General features: G+C 63.9%; 14 protein-coding genes and 1 tRNA gene. 1 reads left to right on the plus strand and 14 read right to left on the minus strand.

Annotation, left to right across the window (positions count from 1 at the left end):
- Window positions 1–252: 252 nt before the first annotated feature.
- A complete protein-coding gene (locus tag GT495_RS08720) occupies window positions 253–1512 on the plus strand; it encodes an IS1634 family transposase (protein WP_161162364.1) in 1260 nt (419 codons plus the stop codon).
- Between the two features lie 284 nt (window positions 1513–1796).
- Here the strand turns inward: GT495_RS08720 and GT495_RS08725 are convergent, their stop codons facing one another.
- The 14 genes from GT495_RS08725 to GT495_RS08790 all read right to left on the minus strand — a co-directional run bounded on the left by GT495_RS08725 (window position 1797) and on the right by GT495_RS08790 (window position 18756).
- On the minus strand, window positions 1797–4424 hold the full coding sequence (locus GT495_RS08725; RefSeq protein WP_161162365.1) for a transglutaminase domain-containing protein: 2628 nt from the start codon (window positions 4422–4424) through the stop codon (window positions 1797–1799).
- A gap of 295 nt (window positions 4425–4719) precedes the next feature.
- Window positions 4720–6075, minus strand: a complete 1356-nt coding sequence (gdhA, locus tag GT495_RS08730) for an NADP-specific glutamate dehydrogenase (RefSeq protein ID WP_152076087.1) — start codon at window positions 6073–6075, stop codon at window positions 4720–4722.
- A gap of 258 nt (window positions 6076–6333) precedes the next feature.
- Window positions 6334–6729, minus strand: coding sequence for a DUF3343 domain-containing protein (locus tag GT495_RS08735; RefSeq protein ID WP_117564591.1), 396 nt, complete (start codon window positions 6727–6729; stop codon window positions 6334–6336).
- A 15-nt stretch (window positions 6730–6744) separates the two neighbouring features.
- Window positions 6745–7377, minus strand: a complete 633-nt coding sequence (locus tag GT495_RS08740; protein ID WP_161162366.1) for a molybdenum cofactor guanylyltransferase — start codon at window positions 7375–7377, stop codon at window positions 6745–6747.
- 155 nt (window positions 7378–7532) lie between these two features.
- A tRNA-Sec gene (locus GT495_RS08745) sits at window positions 7533–7629 on the minus strand.
- 174 nt (window positions 7630–7803) lie between these two features.
- Window positions 7804–9771: a selenocysteine-specific translation elongation factor gene (selB, locus tag GT495_RS08750; RefSeq protein WP_161162367.1), complete on the minus strand. Its 1968-nt coding sequence runs from the start codon at window positions 9769–9771 to the stop codon at window positions 7804–7806.
- A complete protein-coding gene (gene selA, locus GT495_RS08755) occupies window positions 9768–11225 on the minus strand; it encodes an L-seryl-tRNA(Sec) selenium transferase (RefSeq protein WP_204986914.1) in 1458 nt (485 codons plus the stop codon). Before selA ends, selB begins: the two co-directional genes overlap by 4 nt.
- Before the next feature lie 51 nt (window positions 11226–11276).
- Window positions 11277–13394: a molybdopterin-dependent oxidoreductase gene (locus GT495_RS08760; RefSeq protein ID WP_161162368.1), complete on the minus strand. Its 2118-nt coding sequence runs from the start codon at window positions 13392–13394 to the stop codon at window positions 11277–11279.
- Window positions 13395–13516: 122 nt separating this feature from the next.
- Window positions 13517–14356 (minus strand): formate/nitrite transporter family protein, encoded by an 840-nt coding sequence (locus GT495_RS08765; protein WP_161162369.1) that lies wholly within the window; start codon window positions 14354–14356, stop codon window positions 13517–13519.
- A 39-nt stretch (window positions 14357–14395) separates the two neighbouring features.
- Entirely contained in the window at window positions 14396–14899 is a 504-nt protein-coding gene (gene hycI / locus GT495_RS08770) for a hydrogenase maturation peptidase HycI (RefSeq protein ID WP_161162370.1), read from the minus strand.
- Entirely contained in the window at window positions 14899–15480 is a 582-nt protein-coding gene (locus tag GT495_RS08775) for a formate hydrogenlyase maturation HycH family protein (protein WP_161162371.1), read from the minus strand. Before GT495_RS08775 ends, hycI begins: the two co-directional genes overlap by 1 nt.
- A complete protein-coding gene (locus tag GT495_RS08780) occupies window positions 15481–16263 on the minus strand; it encodes an NADH-quinone oxidoreductase subunit B family protein (protein WP_022095195.1) in 783 nt (260 codons plus the stop codon).
- A gap of 2 nt (window positions 16264–16265) precedes the next feature.
- Complete coding sequence (locus GT495_RS08785; protein ID WP_161162372.1) at window positions 16266–16982, minus strand: formate hydrogenlyase complex iron-sulfur subunit; 717 nt, start codon at window positions 16980–16982, stop codon at window positions 16266–16268.
- A 1-nt stretch (window position 16983) separates the two neighbouring features.
- Complete coding sequence (locus GT495_RS08790; RefSeq protein ID WP_161162373.1) at window positions 16984–18756, minus strand: NADH-quinone oxidoreductase subunit C; 1773 nt, start codon at window positions 18754–18756, stop codon at window positions 16984–16986.
- Between the last annotated feature and the right edge of the window lies 1 nt (window position 18757).

Genomic DNA, 18757 nt, shown 5'->3' on the forward strand with positions numbered 1-18757 from the left:
GGGGCCGCGGGGGCGTTCGGCTAACTGCGGGAACGGCCTATTTGCTCAATGTGTTCGGCTGAGATCGGAAATCAACCCCAAGGTATCGGGCTCAATGCCCGTCTTTAGGATTTAGCACCAGAACTCTTTAGAACCAGAGACCACCTTTTCACCTCGAAACCGGCCGCTGGGCTGGTTTTTTGCGTTTTGGGGCGGATTTGACAAAGTTCTTCTTGTTATCATTGTAAAATGGTGCTATGGTGCTACGACGGCATGGGGTTCCTAGGAGCCGAGTATCCCAAGGTCATCGAGGCCTACAACCATGCCGTCGCCGACGTGTGGCCGCGCGAAACCTCGCGTACGTACTTCGACTGCACGAACTTCTACTTCGAGATCGACCGCGAAGACGAGCTTCGCCGCAAGGGGCCATCCAAGGAGAGGAGGGCCGATCCGATCGTCGGCATGGGCCTCTTGCTCGACGCTGACTGCGTGCCCTTAGGTATGAGAATATACCCCGGCAACGAAAGCGAAAAGCCCGTCTTGAAGCGGGCGATCGACGAGATGAGACGGCGCGCGGGCGTGACCGGCAAGGTCGTACGCGTGGCCGACAAAGGCTTGAACTGCGCGGACAACGTCGCCGATGCCGTGCTGTCGGGAGACGGCTACATCTTCTCCAAGTCCGTCAAGCAATTGCCAAGAGCGGAGCTCGCATGGGTCCTCTCCGACGAGGGCTGGGTCGATGTCGCAGGGGTCGACGGCCAAGCGCGCTACAGCTACAAGAAGGTCGTCGGCGACTTCGAGTACAAGGTCAACAGCGAGAACGGCAAGAAAAGAGCGGTGGCGCTGCCCGAGAAGCGCGTGGCCACCTACAGCCCCAAGCTCGCCAAAAAGCAGCTCGCCGAGATAAACCGGCAGATTGAGGAGGCGAGGTCATTGCGCCTTGCCGCGGCGAAGAAGTCCGAGTACGGCGACAGCGCCAGATACGTGACCTTCACCGCAGTCGACGCCGACGGCGAGGTGCCCGACGGCATGCAGGTAGCCTGCTCGCTCAACCGCGAGGCAATCGAGCGGGCGCGGTCGCTCGCAGGCTACAACATGATTGTGACCTCAGAGGTCAATATGCCGGCAAGTGAAATCTACGATGCGTACCACAATCTGTGGCGCATCGAGGAATCGTTCCGCGTGATGAAGTCGCAGCTGGACGCGCGACCGGTGTACTTGCAGAAACCAAACAGCATCAAGGGGCACTTCCTCGTATGCTATATCGCGGTGCTACTGCTGCGCCTTTTACAGGTGAAGGTGCTCGGCAACAGGTACAGCTCAGAAGAGATCGTGGCGTTTGCGCGCGGGTTCAGGGTAGTGGAAGCCTCGCCGCGCAAGTATGTGAATCTGTCACGCTCTTCCTCGCTCCTCGACGAACTCGAGCGGCTGAGCGGTCAGCCGCTGGGCAACTACTACCTGAAAAAGAGCGAAGTTGATGCAATTTTGAACACGAAGCTCGACTTCGAGGCAACTCAAGACGGAGTGTCTTAGCACCACTTTTGCATTTTATTCTCGGAAGTCGGGTAAATCTGGCGCGTCTACCAATTCCGCCACGCCCGCAACATGGTCACAGTCTGCATATGATAGCAGAACAGGTGAGGAGGAAAAGGGGTGCATACCTTATCCAGATGATGGGCCCGGGGCGCCGAAGCGCCGCCGGGCCCAAGCAAATCGGTTTCACCTGGCGCCGGCGGTGCGGGAGCACGGGTGCGCGATGCCGGGCATACCCGATCGCTTGGCACCGGCACTTGGCGAAGAACGGGGCCGAGGGCGCGCTACGCGGCCAGGCGGCTCGGATCCACGTAGTCCTCCACCACGGAATCCAGCAGCGCGTCTTTATCGTACACGCGGCCGTCGAGCTTCGGGTCCTTCTGGTCGAGCATCAGGTACTGGCCGTCGGACTGGTTGTCGCCCTGGTCCGTGTCGTCCCAGGTCACGTCCACGACCTTCCAGGTGCCGTCGACGTTCACGAGGTTCCAGGCGTGGCCGTTGTTGTTGGAGCCCGGCTGCGGTGGCACGGTACCCGTCACGTAGAGGCTCTTGACCCCCGCCTCGTCGGCGCAGGCCTTGAAGATCGCGGCGTAACCCGAGCACACCACGCGGTTGTCGTCGAGGAGCTCGTAGGCGGCGTAGCCGCGGTGCTTCCAGACGTCCATCGGGTCAACGTCAGCCTTATCCCCTTGGCCGGAGTTCAGGTAGTAGCTGTCCCAGTCGTAGAACAGGCGGTTCGAGAGGGCGGCGTCGAGCGCCTTGACCTTATCCGCGTCGGACATGCCGTCCTGCACGGCGTCGGCCACGATCTGCTTGATCACCTTGTAGGTTTCCTCGCGTTTCTTGTTGAGCGCTGGGATGTCGTTGTCCTCGCCCTCGGCGTTCAGGCCGTTAATGTAGAGCGCCACGGTGACCTTGTCGCCCTCGGTGCGCTCGTTCACGCTCATGCCGCCGGGCCACACCATCGTCATCGGGTTCTGGGCGCAGGCTTCCTCGACCACGTCGGTGATGTCCGGCGCACCCGCCTGGGTGGCGTACTTGGTGATGTCCAGGTACATGTTGCCGGCCATGATGTTGCTCGCCACGAACTTCACGTAGTCGGAGCTGCCGGAGACGGGATAGGGAACGTCGGCCGGCTCAGACACGGCCTTGGTCGACTTCTGGATGGCCGCCCAGTCCACGTCGTTGTCGAAGTTCGCGCGCTGCGGCGAGCCGACAGCGGGGTTCGCCTTGGCCATGGCCGTGAGCTGCTCGTCGGCAGCCTTCTCGATCTCGTCCGCGCCGCCCGGCCAGTCCGTGCCGTCCAGCGTGAAGGTGCTGGTGATGAGCGTGTTCCGAACCTTGTAGGGAATCTCGAGCCGCGTGTAGGATCGCTTGGACCAGGTGGAGGGATCGCTCTCGTCCGCGCCCTCGATCATGCTGCTGTCCGTGCTCGTCATCTTGGAGACGTCGATGTCATTCACGATCGAAGCCGCGGTTCCGTCCGCCATGGTCACGTTCGTGATGAGCCGGTGGGCGAGGTACGCCTTCGGATCGGCGCGGGAGTCGGGAGCCTGCTGGGCCCAGTCGCTGTTCACGTTGATGGCGTCCTTCACGGGGATCTGGCTCAGCAGGTTGTTGATGCTCTTGAACTGGAAGGGCGACTGCTGGTCATCGGAACCGTCACCCACGGCCACGACGGTGATGGACGTGGCCTTGACCTTGTCCTTCGTAGGGGCGTACGCCACCTCGAGGCCCTGTGCGCCCTGCTTGACCTTTTCGCGGTTGTAGTAGACGGCGTCCTCGTCATCGCCGATCACGAGGTCGTCGAACTGGTAGTTCTGGTGGTAGTTCGAGGCGCCCGCGTCGCCCCACTTGGCAGCGTCGTCGGCGGCGCGCTGCTGGGAGTCCTTGGACTCGGGGTCGTAGTCGAGCGTGTTGATCTTCGTGTCCGTGGTGGTGGCGAGCAGCGACAGCTCGACGCCTTGGGAGGGGTCGGAGACCGTGGGGTCCACCGTCTTCATGTACACCTTGTACTTCTTGGCACCGTCCACCTTGTCCCAGGAGATGCCGAGGCCGCCGTCGTCCTGGACCGCGAACTGCAGGTTCTGCGGGGCGGCGAACTGGTTCTCGGGCGCGTTCACGTCGTCCTGCACGGTGAAGTAGGTGACCTGGGGCTTCTCGAGCTTCTTGCCGTCCGAGCCGATGTAGCGCACCAGGTAGTAGCCCCCGAAGCCGTACCAGCGGCCCCAGGCACCCTTGAGGGTGTCCTTATGGAAGACGTCGTCGCCGTCCACGTCGTCTAAGTCCTTGGACTTGTCGCGGCACGTGACGAACGTCGGCTCCACCTGGAGCTCGTTCTTGCCGTCATCATTCACCTGCGTGACCTGGATGGGGATCTCCTCGGTGAGGGCGCCGTCGGCGAAGACGCGCGCGGAGCCGGTGGCGTCCGCGATCTGGTAGTCGCCGGTAGCCTCGTCGCCGATGTTCTCGAGGCCCAGGTCCACGCCGTCGTCGAGCTCGAAGTCGAACTCGTGGTCGGGCTCGAGGTCGCGCTGCGGCGTCTGGAGGTCGTACTTGTCGGGGCTGAGGTTGTCGGAGTAGGCGTCGCCCATGGAGAGCTGCGCCGCCTGCTGGCGGAAGGGTCCGAACTCGATGAAGAAGCGCACGCCCGTGAACGCGAGCCAGACGACGAGGACGATCGCGGCCACCTTGAGCACACGGTGGCGCTTCTTGGGCTTGCCGCCGTAGTCGTTGAAGTCGGGAGCCGCCTCCCCGAACGCGCCGCCAGTGGCGGCACCGTCCGAGGCGACGGCCCCTTGCTCCTCAACCGGCTTCTCTTCGTCGGCCGCAGGCGATGTCGCGGCGCCCGCCGGCGGGACGGGCGTCCCCGGTCGGACGGGCTTGCGCCCCTTGCTCGCTTTCTCGCTCATGCCTTCCCCCTTTTCCCGGGTGGCCGCGCGCCGGCCCCACGAACGCGCGGGGACCGGGGAGGCCGTCGGATGACTCGTCCAACACAAGATGTGAACGTTCCCAAAACGATTCGGATAAGTATAGGGCCGATGGTACGTTCGACACATGACCACCGGTTACCGATTACCTGTTCTTAACGGTTGACGCCAGTCGCCCGCGGGCCATGAGAGGTGAATAAAAGAAGGGCGACCCGAGGGCCTCCCATCCCGAATCCCCGCCGCGCGGGCGGCAGGGGCATGCTGCAAAGCGTGTGAGCTACACGATGCCCTGGGCCAGCATGGCGTCGGCCACCTTGAGGAAGCCGGCGATGTTGGCGCCCATGACAAAGTTGCCCTCCTCGCCGTACTCCTTGGCGGTGTCGTCCACGTTGTGGAACATGCCGCGCATGAGCTGCTCGAGCTTGCCGTCGACCTCCTCGAAGGTCCAGGACAGGTGCTCGGCGTTCTGGCTCATCTCCAGGCCGGACACGAGCACACCGCCGGCATTGGCAGCCTTACCGGGCATAAAGGCGACACCGTTCTCCTGGAAGTAAGTCGTGGCCTCGATGGTCGTGGGCATGTTCGCGCCCTCGCCGACCACCTTGCAGCCGTTGGCGACGAGCGCCTGGGCGTCCTCGAGCAACAGTGTGTTCTCGCGAGCGCAGGGCAGCGCGATGTCGCAGGGCAGCTGCCACACACCGCGGCCATCGCCCTCGTGCCACACGGCGTTGGGCTTCTCGTCAACGTACATGGCGAGCGTGACGCCCTTGTCGTGGCCGGAGCGCTTCTTGTTGTAGACATGCTCGAGCACGGTGTAGTCGATGCCATCGGGATCCTCGACCCAGCCATGGGTATCGGAGCAGGCGAGAACCTTGCCGCCGAGCTGAGCGACCTTCTGGACCGCGTAGATAGCGACGTTACCGGAACCGTGAACGACGACGTTCTTGCCCTCGAAGGAGTCGCCGCGGCTCTTGAGGTACTCGTCCACAAAGTAGACTAGACCGTAGCCGGTGGCCTCGGTACGGGCGAGCGAGCCGCCAAAGGAGAGGCCCTTGCCGGTAAGGACGCCAGTCCACTCGTTGGTCAGGCGCTTGTACTGACCGAACATGTAGGCAACCTCGCGGCCGCCAACGCCCAGGTCGCCGGCGGGAACGTCGGTGTTGGGGCCAATGTGGCGATAGAGCTCAGTCATGAAGGACTGGCAGAAGTGCATGATCTCGTTGTTGGACTTACCCTTGGGGTCAAAGTCGGAGCCGCCCTTGCCACCGCCCATGGGAAGGGTCGTCAGGCTGTTCTTGAGGATCTGCTCCAGGCCCAGGAACTTGAGCATACCCAGGGTGACCGTCGGGTTAAAGCGCAGGCCGCCCTTGTAGGGGCCAATGGCAGAGTTGAACTCGACACGGTAACCGCGGTTGACCTGAACCTTGCCCTGGTCGTCAACCCAGGGAACACGGAACATGACGATGCGCTCGGGCTCGACGAGGCGCTCCAGCAGGGCGGCCTCCTCATACTCAGGGTGGGCGTCGAGCGCCGGCTGGATGGTGCCGAGAATCTCGGTCGCGGCCTGGATGAACTCAGGCTGCTCGGGATAGCGGGCCTTGAGCTCTTCGAGAACTTTCTGCGTGTAGCTCATGCTTCCTCCAATGATGGGAAACGAAAAGTGTCGGCCGCGGCACCCCAGGTACCGCGAGCTTTATCGACTATGGATAATATCGCAATGTTGCAGCAAAGTTTCGCATAAGCCGACAAGCAGATGTTTCGTTTTGATTACGATGCAGGTAGAAGCGTTTTTGAGCACATGACGAACAAATCGCGTGTTTCGAAGCTGTTTCGTCCACATGTTCCAAACCCACCACATTGGTGACGGGCACCTTTGTGGCGGTGTTAGTGGCTAGAGGACGAGCTGATGGTAGTCGGCGGGTGTTATGCGGCCTTCGGTGGCAGCGCGGAAGGCGGCGAGGGCATCGCCGGAGAACGGCATGACCCAGCAAAGCCCACAGCCGGCGGTAATGGAGCCCGGCAATGGCATGATGCGCCCGGGCACACCGGCGGCAAGGCACAACTGCTCACATTCCATCACATCGAAGGTGCTGTCGAACGACACGATGATCTTGCGTTCGTGGTCGAGGGCATCACCGGACGGGCCTTCGCGGTGTGCCTCGCGATACGCCGCAGCGGCCGCTTCCTCTTCCGCAGTATGTCCACAGCCACCGCAACCGCAGGTACAGGGTTCGGACCCATCGCAAGTGCAGGGCTCTCCCGTGTCGGGGCAAATATCGTGAGACATGGCAACTCCAATCGTCTATGCGAGTAACTCGGCCGCCGCAAACTCCTCGGGCGTGTTGACGTTCTCAAAGCAGAGCGTCGAGCCCGCGGCCTTAACGATCTGCGGCTCATCCATATAACCAGCCTGAACGCGATCGATCAGGCAGCGAATGCGCTGGCGGTCGCAGGCGAGCAGCTCTTGGGAAGCTGACGCACACGCGTCACGGCGCCAGACGGCGCACAGCGGCTCAATCCCCCGCTCCTCGCGCGGCACGCACACGTCGAGCGCCTCGGCCTCGACACGATCGGCAAGTGCGCCGACGAGTTCCGGCGAGACAAACGGCATATCGCAGGCGACGATCGCCACGAGCGGCAACCGGGCCGCGGCCAACGAGCTCGCGATGCCGCGCATGGCACCGGCGGGGCCGTCGACGTCCATCACCACGCGGGGACGCAGGCCATCAAACATAAGTTCCTCAAGGTAGGCAAGTTCGCAAGGGCGCGACGTCGTCACGACCAGCTCGCCGGCAACCTGAGCCAGGCGACACAGCACGCGCTCGATCAAGGGCTCGCCGCAAAACAACATCCGTGCCTTGTCGCGGCCCATGCGCGAGGACATCCCGCCCGCCTGAACGACGCAAGAAAGATCGGCCCGTCTTACGGTAGTCATACGGCAAACCACCCCCATCGGCATGCTCAAAACACGACACACGAAGCCAAATACCGTCGCCGATAAAGCGAGCGACACGGCAAACCCGTGCAAAAACAAAACAGCGCCTTTGCGGCACGCAGCAAGACCGCGAGCACAAAAGCGCTGGCAACGTATGGCGGGAACGTATGTGAATCGAACACATCCAAGACGTTTTGCACGCCTCGCAACGGTTTTGAGGACCGCGGAGCCCACCGGAGCCCATCCGTTCCCAAGTGCGGCGATATTTTACCAAACCGAGCAGGCTTGTCTTTTTGGGACGGGGCTTTTTTAGCTGCCCTATCCGGAGCCCTCAAAGCTTAAGACATATTTGACATAGGGTAGCTAAAAAAGCCCCGTCCCAAAAAGACTACCCCGGTTTCCTGGCAAACAGTTTTGCGGAAGCCCCTAGCGTAGGGACCTCAGGCCGCCGGCCTCCTTGTCGAGCACCGTAAAGCGCACGGCATCCAGGTGTTCCAAGATGCTTATGGCCCGTTTGCGCGACACGCCCAGCGCTTCGCGCAGCACGCTCGTGGTGGCAGCGCCGCCGGCAGCCTCGATAGCGGCGGCGACAAGCTCGCGCGCATGCGTCTCCGCGGCGACGGACAGGGCAACATCGCGCTCGACCTTCACGATGGAGCGGTTGAGCGAAAGCTCGCGCAGGGCTCGCGTCATGATGTCGCGGTCGAGTTGCAGTCGCTCACCCACCTCGGGCAGCGTCGGCGCATCGAGGCCGGCCCCATCGAGCAGCGCCACAATGCGGTCGCAGGCCTCGTGCACCGCGCGAGCGGCTGCGGCGGCCGAGTGCGGATCGAATACCTCGGCGCCCTCGGCGGCGCACACGCCACGCGAGCAGCCCTCGGCAATCAGAGCCGCGGCAACGCCTTCATCAGCGGCAGGCCACGCAGCATGGGCGACGGCGCCAGGCGTAAAGCCCGTCTCCTTGGGAGCCGCCGCGTGCATGGCGGTCAGGGTCATCGCCAGGGCATCCATCGCGGCGTCGAGCATGGCGCTATTCGCATACAGCGTGCCGTCCGAGCCGGCAAGCTTGCAAGCAACACCTCGCGCTACCAACTCGTTCAGCGCGGCATCGGCCTCACCGGAAACAAGATCTAGCGCCGCGGCAACGTCGGCGACCACAACTGGCAGCGTCTGCAGCGCCAACCACGCACCCACACCGCCCGCAATATCTCCGGCCTCAAGCGCTGCAAGCAGCGTGCGCTCCCCCGTCGAAAGCTCGCGCGAGCGACGGCAGCGCGAAAGCAGCACGCACCCACCGCCAATAAGCATCACGGGCGAATAGGACAGCACCACGGCATGGTCTCCGGCACGTAACGGCAGCGAGTTTTCTAAGCGCACCTGAACAATACGGGTCTCACCCACCGCCATGGGGGCCTCGCCCTCCAAAAGCATGATGCGACCGACAACCTCGGCCGTGCCCGCCATCACGTGAACGCGCGCGCCCGACTCGAGCATGCGCGGTTTGGCTCCCTCGCGACCCAAATACGTAAACGTCATCATAAAGCGCATCGTCTGGCCAAAGTGGCCCGTCACGCCGAGCATCTCACCGCGGTCAAGCGCCGCGACGCCGTCGCCAACCAGGTTGAGCGCCACACGCTGACCGGGCAGCGCCTGCTGCGTGTCGCCATGCACTTGGATCCCGCGCACGCGACAGACCGTACGCGACGGCAAAGTCATCAGCTCGTCGCCCACCGCAACCGGCGCATCGTGCAGCGTCCCCGTCACGACGGTGCCGACGCCCTTGATCGTAAAGCAGCGGTCGATGGGTAGACGCGGTGTGCCATCGGTGAGCTCGGCACGGGTACGGCAGGCATCCCAGCAAGCGGCAACCTGCTCGTCGAGCGCAGCCAGCAGGTCATCGATCCCCGCGCCGGTCTTGGACGACACCGACACCATCGGCGCGTCGGCAAACACGGTATCCGAAAGAAAATCGTCCACGTCGAGCTCGGCCAACTCAATCATTTCGCTATCGGCCAGGTCGCACATCGTCAGTGCGATCACCATATGCGTAACGCCCAGCAGCTCCAGCACATGCACGTGCTCGCGGGTCTGCGGCATCACGCCCTCGACGGCCGAAACCACCAGCACGGCCACGTCGATACCCGTGGCACCCTGCACCATGGCGCGCAAGTAATGCGCGTGGCCCGGCACGTCGACCAGGCCAACGATCTTGCCACTCGGCAGTGCCAGCTCGCCAAAGCCCAGCTCCACGGTCATACCGCGACGGCGCTCAACCTCTAGACGGTCGGGATTCTTGCCGGTCAGCGCCTCAATCAGTGCCGACTTACCGTGGTCAACGTGGCCCGCCGTGCCAACGATAACGGGACACTCCACCAGCGCTTGAACCTCACTCATCGAGCAATCGCCTTCTCGACGCACGCGACGAGCGTCGATGACGCCGTCTCGATATCGCGGTCGCCCACGAGCGTGCGCACATCAAACAGAATGCGGTCGTGCGAGGCGCGCGTGATGACCGGCGTATCGAAGTCTTGGACGAGCGAGCGCTTGAGCGCGTCGACGGACAGGCGCCCGTCGACCGGGCAGACGGCCACGCACATCGTGGGCAGCTCCACGGTAGGCAGCGAGCCGCCACCGGGGGTCGACGATTCCTCGACGATCTCCACCTGGACGGCGCACGGGCAACCGGCCTTATCGAGCCCGACAACCATACGATCGCGCAGCTTGCGGGCACGACGCTCAAGATGAGCCTGCGGCAGCGCAAGCATGCTGAGCACCGGAATATCACGATGGGCCACGTCGGCACCGTCCATGTAGATACGCAGCGTGGCCTCGAGCGCCGCAAGCGCCAACTTGCCCGGGCGCAGGGCGCGCATAAGCGGATGCGATCCGCAGGCCTGGACCAGATCGCGACGGCCCATGATAATGCCCGCCTGTGCGGCACCGAGCAGCTTATCGCCCGAGCACGACACCAGATCGAGCCCCGCCGCGACCGAAGCCGGCGTGGGCTCCTCGCCGCCGCGCACCAGGATGTCATCGGACAGGAGCGCGCCCGACCCCTGGTCCTCGTAGAACAGCAGGCCATGCTCGTGGGCCAGAGCGGCAAGCTCCCGAGAACCCACCTCCTCGTGAAAACCCTCGATGCGATAGTTGGAAGGATGGACCTTGAGGATCATCGCCGTATCGGGCGTGATGGCGCGCTCGTAGTCGCCCAGATGCGTGCGGTTGGTGGCCCCGACCTCGACGAGCTTGGCACCCGAGGCCTCCATAACGTCGGGGATACGGAAGCTGCCGCCGATCTCGACCAGCTCGCCGCGGCTGACGATGACCTCCTTGCCCGCGGCATGAGTCGCCAGCACCAGCAGCACAGCGGCGGCATTGTTGTTGACGACCAGCGCATCCTCGGCACCGGTGAGCGAGCGAATCAGTTGCGCGGCGTGCTCCTTGCGCGACCCGCGCGAACAGGTGTCGACGCTGTACTCGAGTGTGCTGTAGCCGCGCGCAACCTCAGCCACGGCCTTGGCGGCCGACTCCGCGAGCGGGGCTCGACCCAAGTTGGTATGGATGACCACACCCGTGGCATTAACCGCTGGGCGCAGGCTCAGCAACGCAGAACGATGCGCGCGAAATTCAATGGCCGATGCCAGGTCGCGCTTAGAGCGCGGGGCGGCACCGGCGCGAATGGCAGCACGCTCCTCGTCGAGCTCGGCCGTCACGGCGGCATGCACCACCGCATCGCAGGTCTCCTCCGCCGCCTTCACCACCGGCCACTCGGCCAGCAGCTCGTTGACGGAAGGAATGGCGCGCAGGCGGGCGCGAACCTCATCGGACATGTTCTGGCTATCGCTCATGTGCGGCCTTTCAAAGAAACGTGGATCAGCCGAATACATCAGCTGAGTCAATTACTCGTCATTATCCCCGCGCGCGACAATCTTTTCCACGCGAACGGCATTTTCCTGGGTGAGCGCAGCGCCCGTAATGGAATCCCAGTGCAGCGGCGTATGGTCGAGTGGGCCAACGCCGAGCGCATGGGCGCCATCCGCGCTGTTGCCAAACGAACGCCCACCGGGAGCAGCCGACGTAAAGATGCACGCCGGATGTAGATACGGCGTCGTCTCCACGCGCACGCGGTCGCGGCCCATGTCGCTCACAAGCTCGACGACCTCGCCATTGGCGATGCCCATGCGCGCAGCAGCATCGGCATTCATCTGTACGGCGTCCAAGTCGGAACCCGCCTCGGCAGCACCGGCCGCCGCGAGCCTGCGCGAGGTATGCGACTCAAAGGGACGGTTACCGCTAATGAGGCGAAACATCCCCGGACCGGGTTCCACCATGGGCGCGATCCAGTCGGGCACACGACCCATGCCGGCTCGCTCCCACACGGCGCTTGCCATCGCAACCTTGCCGCCGTTCAGGGGAATCACCGGCTCGCCCGTGCGCGAGGGCAGCGCAACGCCCGTGTCGGCCCAACCGCGCTCCTTGAGCCCGTCCAGATCGATCCCAAAGGGCGCCACCTGGGCAGCCGCCAGATCGTCGGACGTAAACCGGAAGTACTCGCCCACGCCGCAGGCCTGTGCCAGACCGGCAAAGATCTCCCGACCGGGACGCGTATCGTCATGCTGCACGGGCAGCACGGCATTGCGGTAGAACACACGCGCGTCGTTGCGGCCCACGACCGTGCCCACACCGCGATCGGTCTCCAGATACGTCACGTCGGGCAGCACGAAGTCAGAAGCACGCGCTGTCTCGGACCAGCGAATATCAATCGTCACGAGCAAGTCGAGCTGCTGCAAAATACCCAACCAAGCCTGCGCATTGCCATAGCCCGCACCGGGGTTGCTGGCATAGACGATGAGCCCACGCAAATCGCCGGCAAGAATCGACTGACCGATGGTCGTACACAGGCCGCGCACCGGATCGACCAGCGGGTAGCGCTCGGACCCCAGCTTGGGCTCGCGCGGCACCGGCGGCGTCGCAAAGCGTGCGGGATCGAGGTCACCCAGCACGAGCGGCGTGGGCGGGTTGAGGGCACCGCCCGCGTGTCCGATGCAGCCCAGCAGCACATCGACCAGGCAGATAGCGCGCGCAGTCTGGGTGCTATTGGCATACGCGATACCGATGCCACCATGAAAGCCCGCATCCACCACAGCGGCAGGCGCGGCGGCAGCGAGGTCGCGCGCCGTGGCGACAATCTCTGCAGCCGGCACGTCGCACATCGACTCGGCCCACTCGGGCGTCCAAGCACGGGCCGCCTGCGCCAGCTCGTCAAAGCCCGTGGTATAGCGGGCAACAAACTCGTGATCGTACAGGCCCTCGGCAATGAGCACATGGGCAATACCCAGCAGCAACGCCAGATCGCATCCGGGACGCACGCGCAGCCAGCGGTCGGCAAGCGCGGCCGAGCCGCTGCGCCGGGGGTCAACCACGATGATCTTCGCCCCGCGCCGGCGCGCATCGTTGAGCGCATCAACGGCCCCCATTGTCGACGAATCGACAATGGAACGCCCCAAATACATGATGCAATCGGTATGTGACAGGTCGGAGGCGGGGCTGTAGCCCAGGCTGTGCTCCCAACCGGTAAGCCGGCTTACCTCGCAGGCGCCATCGGCACCGTACACGTTGGGCGAACCCAGCGCATGCATAAGGCGATATGCCCAGTAGCGGTCGAACGAGGGCACGCCGAGTGTCATGCCCAGCGCACGAGGCCCGCACTCGTCAACAATCCCCAAAAGACGCTCGGCAATCTGAGCAAACGCCTCATCCCAGGTAATCGCGTCGAACCCCGATCCATCCTGGCGGCGGCGCATGGGGTGCACGATGCGGTCGCGCTCGTCAAACGGCAGGGCCAGGCGATGGCGTCCGCGAGCGCACAGGGCACGCGCCGCGCATGGGTGCCCCGGCACCGGCAACTCGGCCACCACGCGACCGTCCTCAACGCGTGCCGTAAAGGCGCAATCGGCATAGCATCCCCCGCACGTGGTCGCCACGGCGCGACCGTCACACTCCACAGCAGATGCCATCTCGATTACCCCTTTCACCAGTCAAACACAACGGGCCAACAGCCCGGCAACGAGTCCTAGACCCAAAAAGCCTCCCGCACGGCAACGCCCCGCGGGAGGCCCAACGTCATACAGACGGTACCTTACACCTCGGACTTCTTAGCGAAGATAAACCAGTAGCCGAGCGCGACCAGAACCGCGCCGCCCACGATGTTGCCCAGCGTGGCGGCGGACAGGTTAAACGCAATGCCCGCGGCGTTGAGCGCATCGGCACCGGCGACCTCGGCACCATAGCCGCACGCGTGCATCACGGCACCCATGGGCAAAAAGTACATGTTGGCAACGCAGTGTTCAAAACCGCAGGCCACAAAGGCGGCGATGGGCAGCAGAATGCCCACGACCTTATCGACCACGGTCTTGCCGGCAGTACCGATCCACACGGCAAGGCACACAAAGATGTTGCACAGGATGCCGCGGAAGAAGATCGTCACCCAGTCGATCGTCACCTTGCCGGCGGCAACACTCACCATGGAGTTGGCGACCGCATCGCCGTTGAGCTTATAGATGCCGGCCATGTACACCAAAAAGACGATGAACAGAGCACCGACAAAATTGCCGACCCACACGACGACCCAAGCCTTGAGCATCTGGACAAGCGTGATCTTTTTGCTCTTGAGCGCGCAGACCATAAGCGAATTACCGGTAAACAGCTCGGCGCCGCACACCAGCACCAGCACCAGGCCCAGGCAAAAGCACAGACCGCCCACGACGCGCTGGGCACCCCAGCCCAGCGCGCTGTCGCTCAAAAATACCGTAAAGAACAGGCCACCGAAGGCAATAAACGCGCCGGCGAACATTGCCAAGACAAAGGCCTTTGAGACCGGCAGGTTAGCCTTGGTCACGCCGGCGGCCTCGGTCTTGGCCTCGATCGCGGCGGGCGCCAGGCAATTGGGAGCGGGGTGCTCCACCTTGGAATCTGCCATGTCAATCACTTCTTTCCTATTCAGCAGAGGCAAGCGCCGCTATAGCTCCTGCCCCAAGCGGACAAAGTGGGAAAAGTCGTTGGCGGCCACGGCGTCGTACACGGCGTCGACGGCGTCAAAGACCTCCGGGGACATGGGGTTGTAGAACTCCGTATCGCCCGGCTGGATCCCTATGAAGACGATATCTTCGCACGATTGCGCAATCTCTTCGATCAGAATCGACAAGGGAAGCGAATGCGTGGTGAACATCGACTTGCAGGCCACATCGCGTTTGTCGAGCAAGCGGATGGCGCCGACGGGCAGTGCCATGTCTGCGGCATCGACCAACACCAGGCGCGGCGGACGCTCGCGCTTGATCTCGATGATGTCGTCCTCGGGCGTTTGGCCGCCGTCGATGGTGTACCAACCGGCAAGCGGCGCGTCCTCCATCTTTTTGGAGAGCACGGGGCCGGCGGCGTCGTCGGCGCGCAGCACGCTTCCCGCCGTGAGCACGATACCCGCAAACGGGGCGCCGTTCACACGTCCATCCACAACGCGACCCATTACTGCAGCCTCCCCGTCAGATACACACCCGATACATCGCGCACGCGCTCCACCAGATCGCAAAACTTCATTAAGAACGCGACCTGCTGGGCATGCAGGCCAAAGTCGTCATCGAACACCGAGATGCCGGCCTTGGCAGAACCGCGAAAACCGCGCTCGTCGAGCAGCGCATCGCAGGCCTTGAGCAGCGACGGCACCGCGGCCTTGTCGAGCTGGCACTCGCCAAAGGAGCGGATGGCCTCGAACTTGGTCTTGGCCTCCCCCTCCGGCAACGCGTCGATAAGCGTATAGAACACATCCACCGGCACCGACAGGCGCGGCTCAAAGCAATCGAGCACGCCGGTGTGGTGGCCCACGGCGAGCGTGTAGTACAGCACGTCGCAGGCCTCCTGGGGAACGTCTTCCTCGGTCTCCACAAACTTACGCGTGAGCTCGTAGAAGACCACCTGGTCGGGCGCGTGGCCCAGGCAGGGGTCGGCGACGCCCTCGGCGGCCTCGTCGCTTGCGCGCGAGGCATCGCCAAAAGAGCCGCCGAGCATGCCGGGGCCCGCAAAATAACCAGAGCGGTCCGTGAGCTCCATCTAACGACCTCCGGCCAGCACCAGATCCTGCAGCGCCGAGTAGACCTCAACACGGCGAGGATCATCTTGCTTGTCGATAAGGAGCGCCATAGCACCGCGGATATCGCCCTTGGGCGCGCCCTCGAGCGTATCCATAAACTCATTGGCCAAATCGCGGCCGTAACGGTAGCCGCTCATGGCGCGAGCCTCGCGCTCGATGGCAACACGCAGCTTGTACGGCACGCCGGGGTGCAGGATATCGGCCTGCTCGCCGGCGGCCTCCACCGTGGTCTCGGCATGGAGCTTTTGGTCCAGCAGACCGAGCGCCATGGCAAAGCCGTAGATAGTCTGCGCGGGGCTGGGTGGGCAGCCGGGGATGTAGACATCGACCGGTAGGATCTTATCCGTGCCGCCCCAGACGCAGTAGTTGTCGTAGAAGATGCCGCCGGTGCAGCCGCACGCGCCATAGGACACCACGATCTTGGGGTCGGGTGCGGCCTCAAAGGCGCGCAGGGCCGGCATGCGCATGGCACGCGTCACGGCGCCGGTGTACAGCAGCACATCGGCGTGACGGGGCGAGGGCACGACCTTGATGCCAAAGCGCTCGACGTCGAAGACGGGCGTGATGGAACCGAAGATCTCGATCTCGCAACCGTTGCAGCCGCCGCAGTCGACACGGTAGACGTACACCGAGCGCTTGATCTTCTTAAGAAGGGTCGCCTTGGCCTTCTCGATGCTCTCGTCGAGCTCGATCTTGGTCGGGCGGTACTGAAGCCGCTCGGGCAAAAGCGTGGGTTCGGCCATGGTTACTCCTCCTTCGTTTCAAAATCCATGATGATGCCCTCGACCGGCGCTGGACCGGCGGGGATCTCGGGCGCATCGGGGTTGAGCTCGCGGTCGATATACTCCGGGTTCACGCCGTGGCCGCCCAGATACTCCATGCCGGGGCCCTGGGGCTCACCGGACGCAAGCGTCTCGTTGACGACCATGCCGGCAGCGTTGCCGGTCTTGACGGCCGACGCGGCGCGCAGGGCGTCGAGCTCGCGCTTGCACTCCTGGCACATACCGACGGTACGGGCGGCCTGGATGGCCTCCATGCCGCCGGCCTTTTGCAGCAGGCGCTTGGCGTAGTCGATCTCCTTGTGCGGAGCAAACGGCTTGCCGCAGCGCGAGCAGTGCTCGAGCGTATAGACACTCTTGCTGGTGAGGTCGTCCTTGCTCATGACGGCCAGCTCAAACTCCTCGGTGAGCTTGATGGCCTCCATGGGACAGGCTTCCTCACAGCGGCCGCAAAAGATGCAGCGGCCGTAGTCGATCGACCAGGTGATGGTATCGGCCGCAAGATCGGTATCCATGCGGATGGCATCAGCCGGGCACGCCACGCCGCAGGCACCGCAGGCGATGCAGAGCTCGGCGTTGTGCTCGGGCTTGCCGCGCATGTCCTTGTTGGTGGGAAGCGGCGCAAACGGGTACTTGACCGTCGCGTCGCCGGCCTTGGCGTTAACCTTCCAAAGCTTCAGCATATTAGAGCGCCTCCTCATCGAGCGGGGCGGCCATGGTGCCCTCGCCCGCAAGCGGCGACTTGTCGCGCCAGACGTTCTCGAACTGCTCCTTGTCGAGCACGTGGTCGCGCTTGGCGGCGACATCGGTCACCGTCACGCGGTCGGTGCAGGAGTAGCACGGGTCGAGCGAGCCGACGATCAGCGCCGCGTCGCCCACGGTGTTGCCGCGGAACATGTAGCGCAGGACCGGCCAGTTGCTGTACGTGGCGGCCTTGGCGCGCCAGCGGTAGCACTTCTGGTTATTGCCGAGCATGGCCCAGTGCACGTCCTCGCCGCGCGGCGCCTCGGTGGCGCCGATGGCGTACTTGTGCGGGGTGTACTCCCAATCCGTGGTGAGGATGGGACCCGACGGGCAGTTCTCGAGCATGGTCTCGATCATGTCGATCGAATCGTAGACCTCCTGGATGCGAACGGCGGTGCGGCCGAAGGCATCGCAGGTGTCGGCCGTGGCGGCGTGCATCTTCTGAATATCCGGATCGGCGTAGCCGTCGAAGGGATGGTCAAAGCGCACGTCGCGGGCATAGCCCGAACCGCGCATAAGCGGGCCGACCGGCGAGAAGTCGCGTGCAATCTTGCGGTCCAAAATGCCGATGCCACTCGTACGCTCGATAAAGTTGGGTGTGGAGAGCAGCACGTCGACGAGTTCGGAGACCTCGGAGCGCAGCTGGTGGAGGGTCGTGAGCGTGGAAAGCTTCTGCTCGGCCAAAATGTCGCGACGCACCCCGCCGATCACGTTGAGGCCGTAGGTCTTGCGGTGACCGGAGAGCTTCTCGGCCAGGTCCATGGACTTCTCGCGGACGCGGAAGAACTGCTGGAAGCCGGAGTCGAAGCCCGTGTAGTGCGACGCCAGGCCAATGTTGAGCAGATGCGAGTGCAGGCGCTCGACCTCGAGCATGATGGCGCGGATGTACTGGGCGCGCGGCGGAACATGGATGCCCTGGGCGCGCTCGACGGCCTCGGCATAGGCCACCGAGTGGGCGCAGCCGCAGATGCCGCAGACGCGATCGGCGAGGAACGTCACGGCGTCATAGTTCAGGCGCGTCTCGGCGACCTTCTCCATACCGCGGTGCACGTAGAACAGACGGTAGTCGGCGTCGACGATCGTCTCGCCCTCGACAAACAGGCGGAAGTGGCCGGGCTCGTCGGAGGTGATGTGCAGCGGGCCCATGGGGACGAGTGTGGTCTCCTTGCCCTTGGTGTCGGCCAAGAACTCGTAGTTTTCCATGTCGCTCGCGGGAGCGGGACGGAAGCGGTAGTCCATGGAGTCCTTGCGCAGCGGGTACAGGCCGCTGGGCCAATCGTCGGGCAGCACCAGGCGACGACGATCGGGCAGACCCTCGGGGATTAGGCCGAACATGTCGCGCAGCTCGCGCTCGCCCCACACGCAGGCGGGGACGAACGGCGTCACGGACGGGAACGTCATCTTGGCGGGATCGACCTCGGTGCGCACGGTCACCCAGCCGGGATCCTCCCCCTCCATGGAGATGACGTAGTACACGGCGTAGCGGCCGCACAGACTGCGCTCGTCGTTGCCGACGATCACGGGAATCCAGCCGTAGCGCTCGTAGTACAGGTAGTGGACGGCCTCGGGCAGCCTGTCCTGCTTGACGGTGATCGTCAGCTGGTCCTCGCACTGCCACTCGACCTTCTCGATGCAGCCCGGAACGGCGCGGCGCAGGGCCTCGACATGGCTCTCGCAGCGACGGGCATACACCTTGTTCTCAGTTTCAATCATT

Source organism: Collinsella sp. BIOML-A6, assembly GCF_009875845.1.
GTDB classification, from domain to species: Bacteria; Actinomycetota; Coriobacteriia; order Coriobacteriales; family Coriobacteriaceae; genus Collinsella; species Collinsella aerofaciens_H.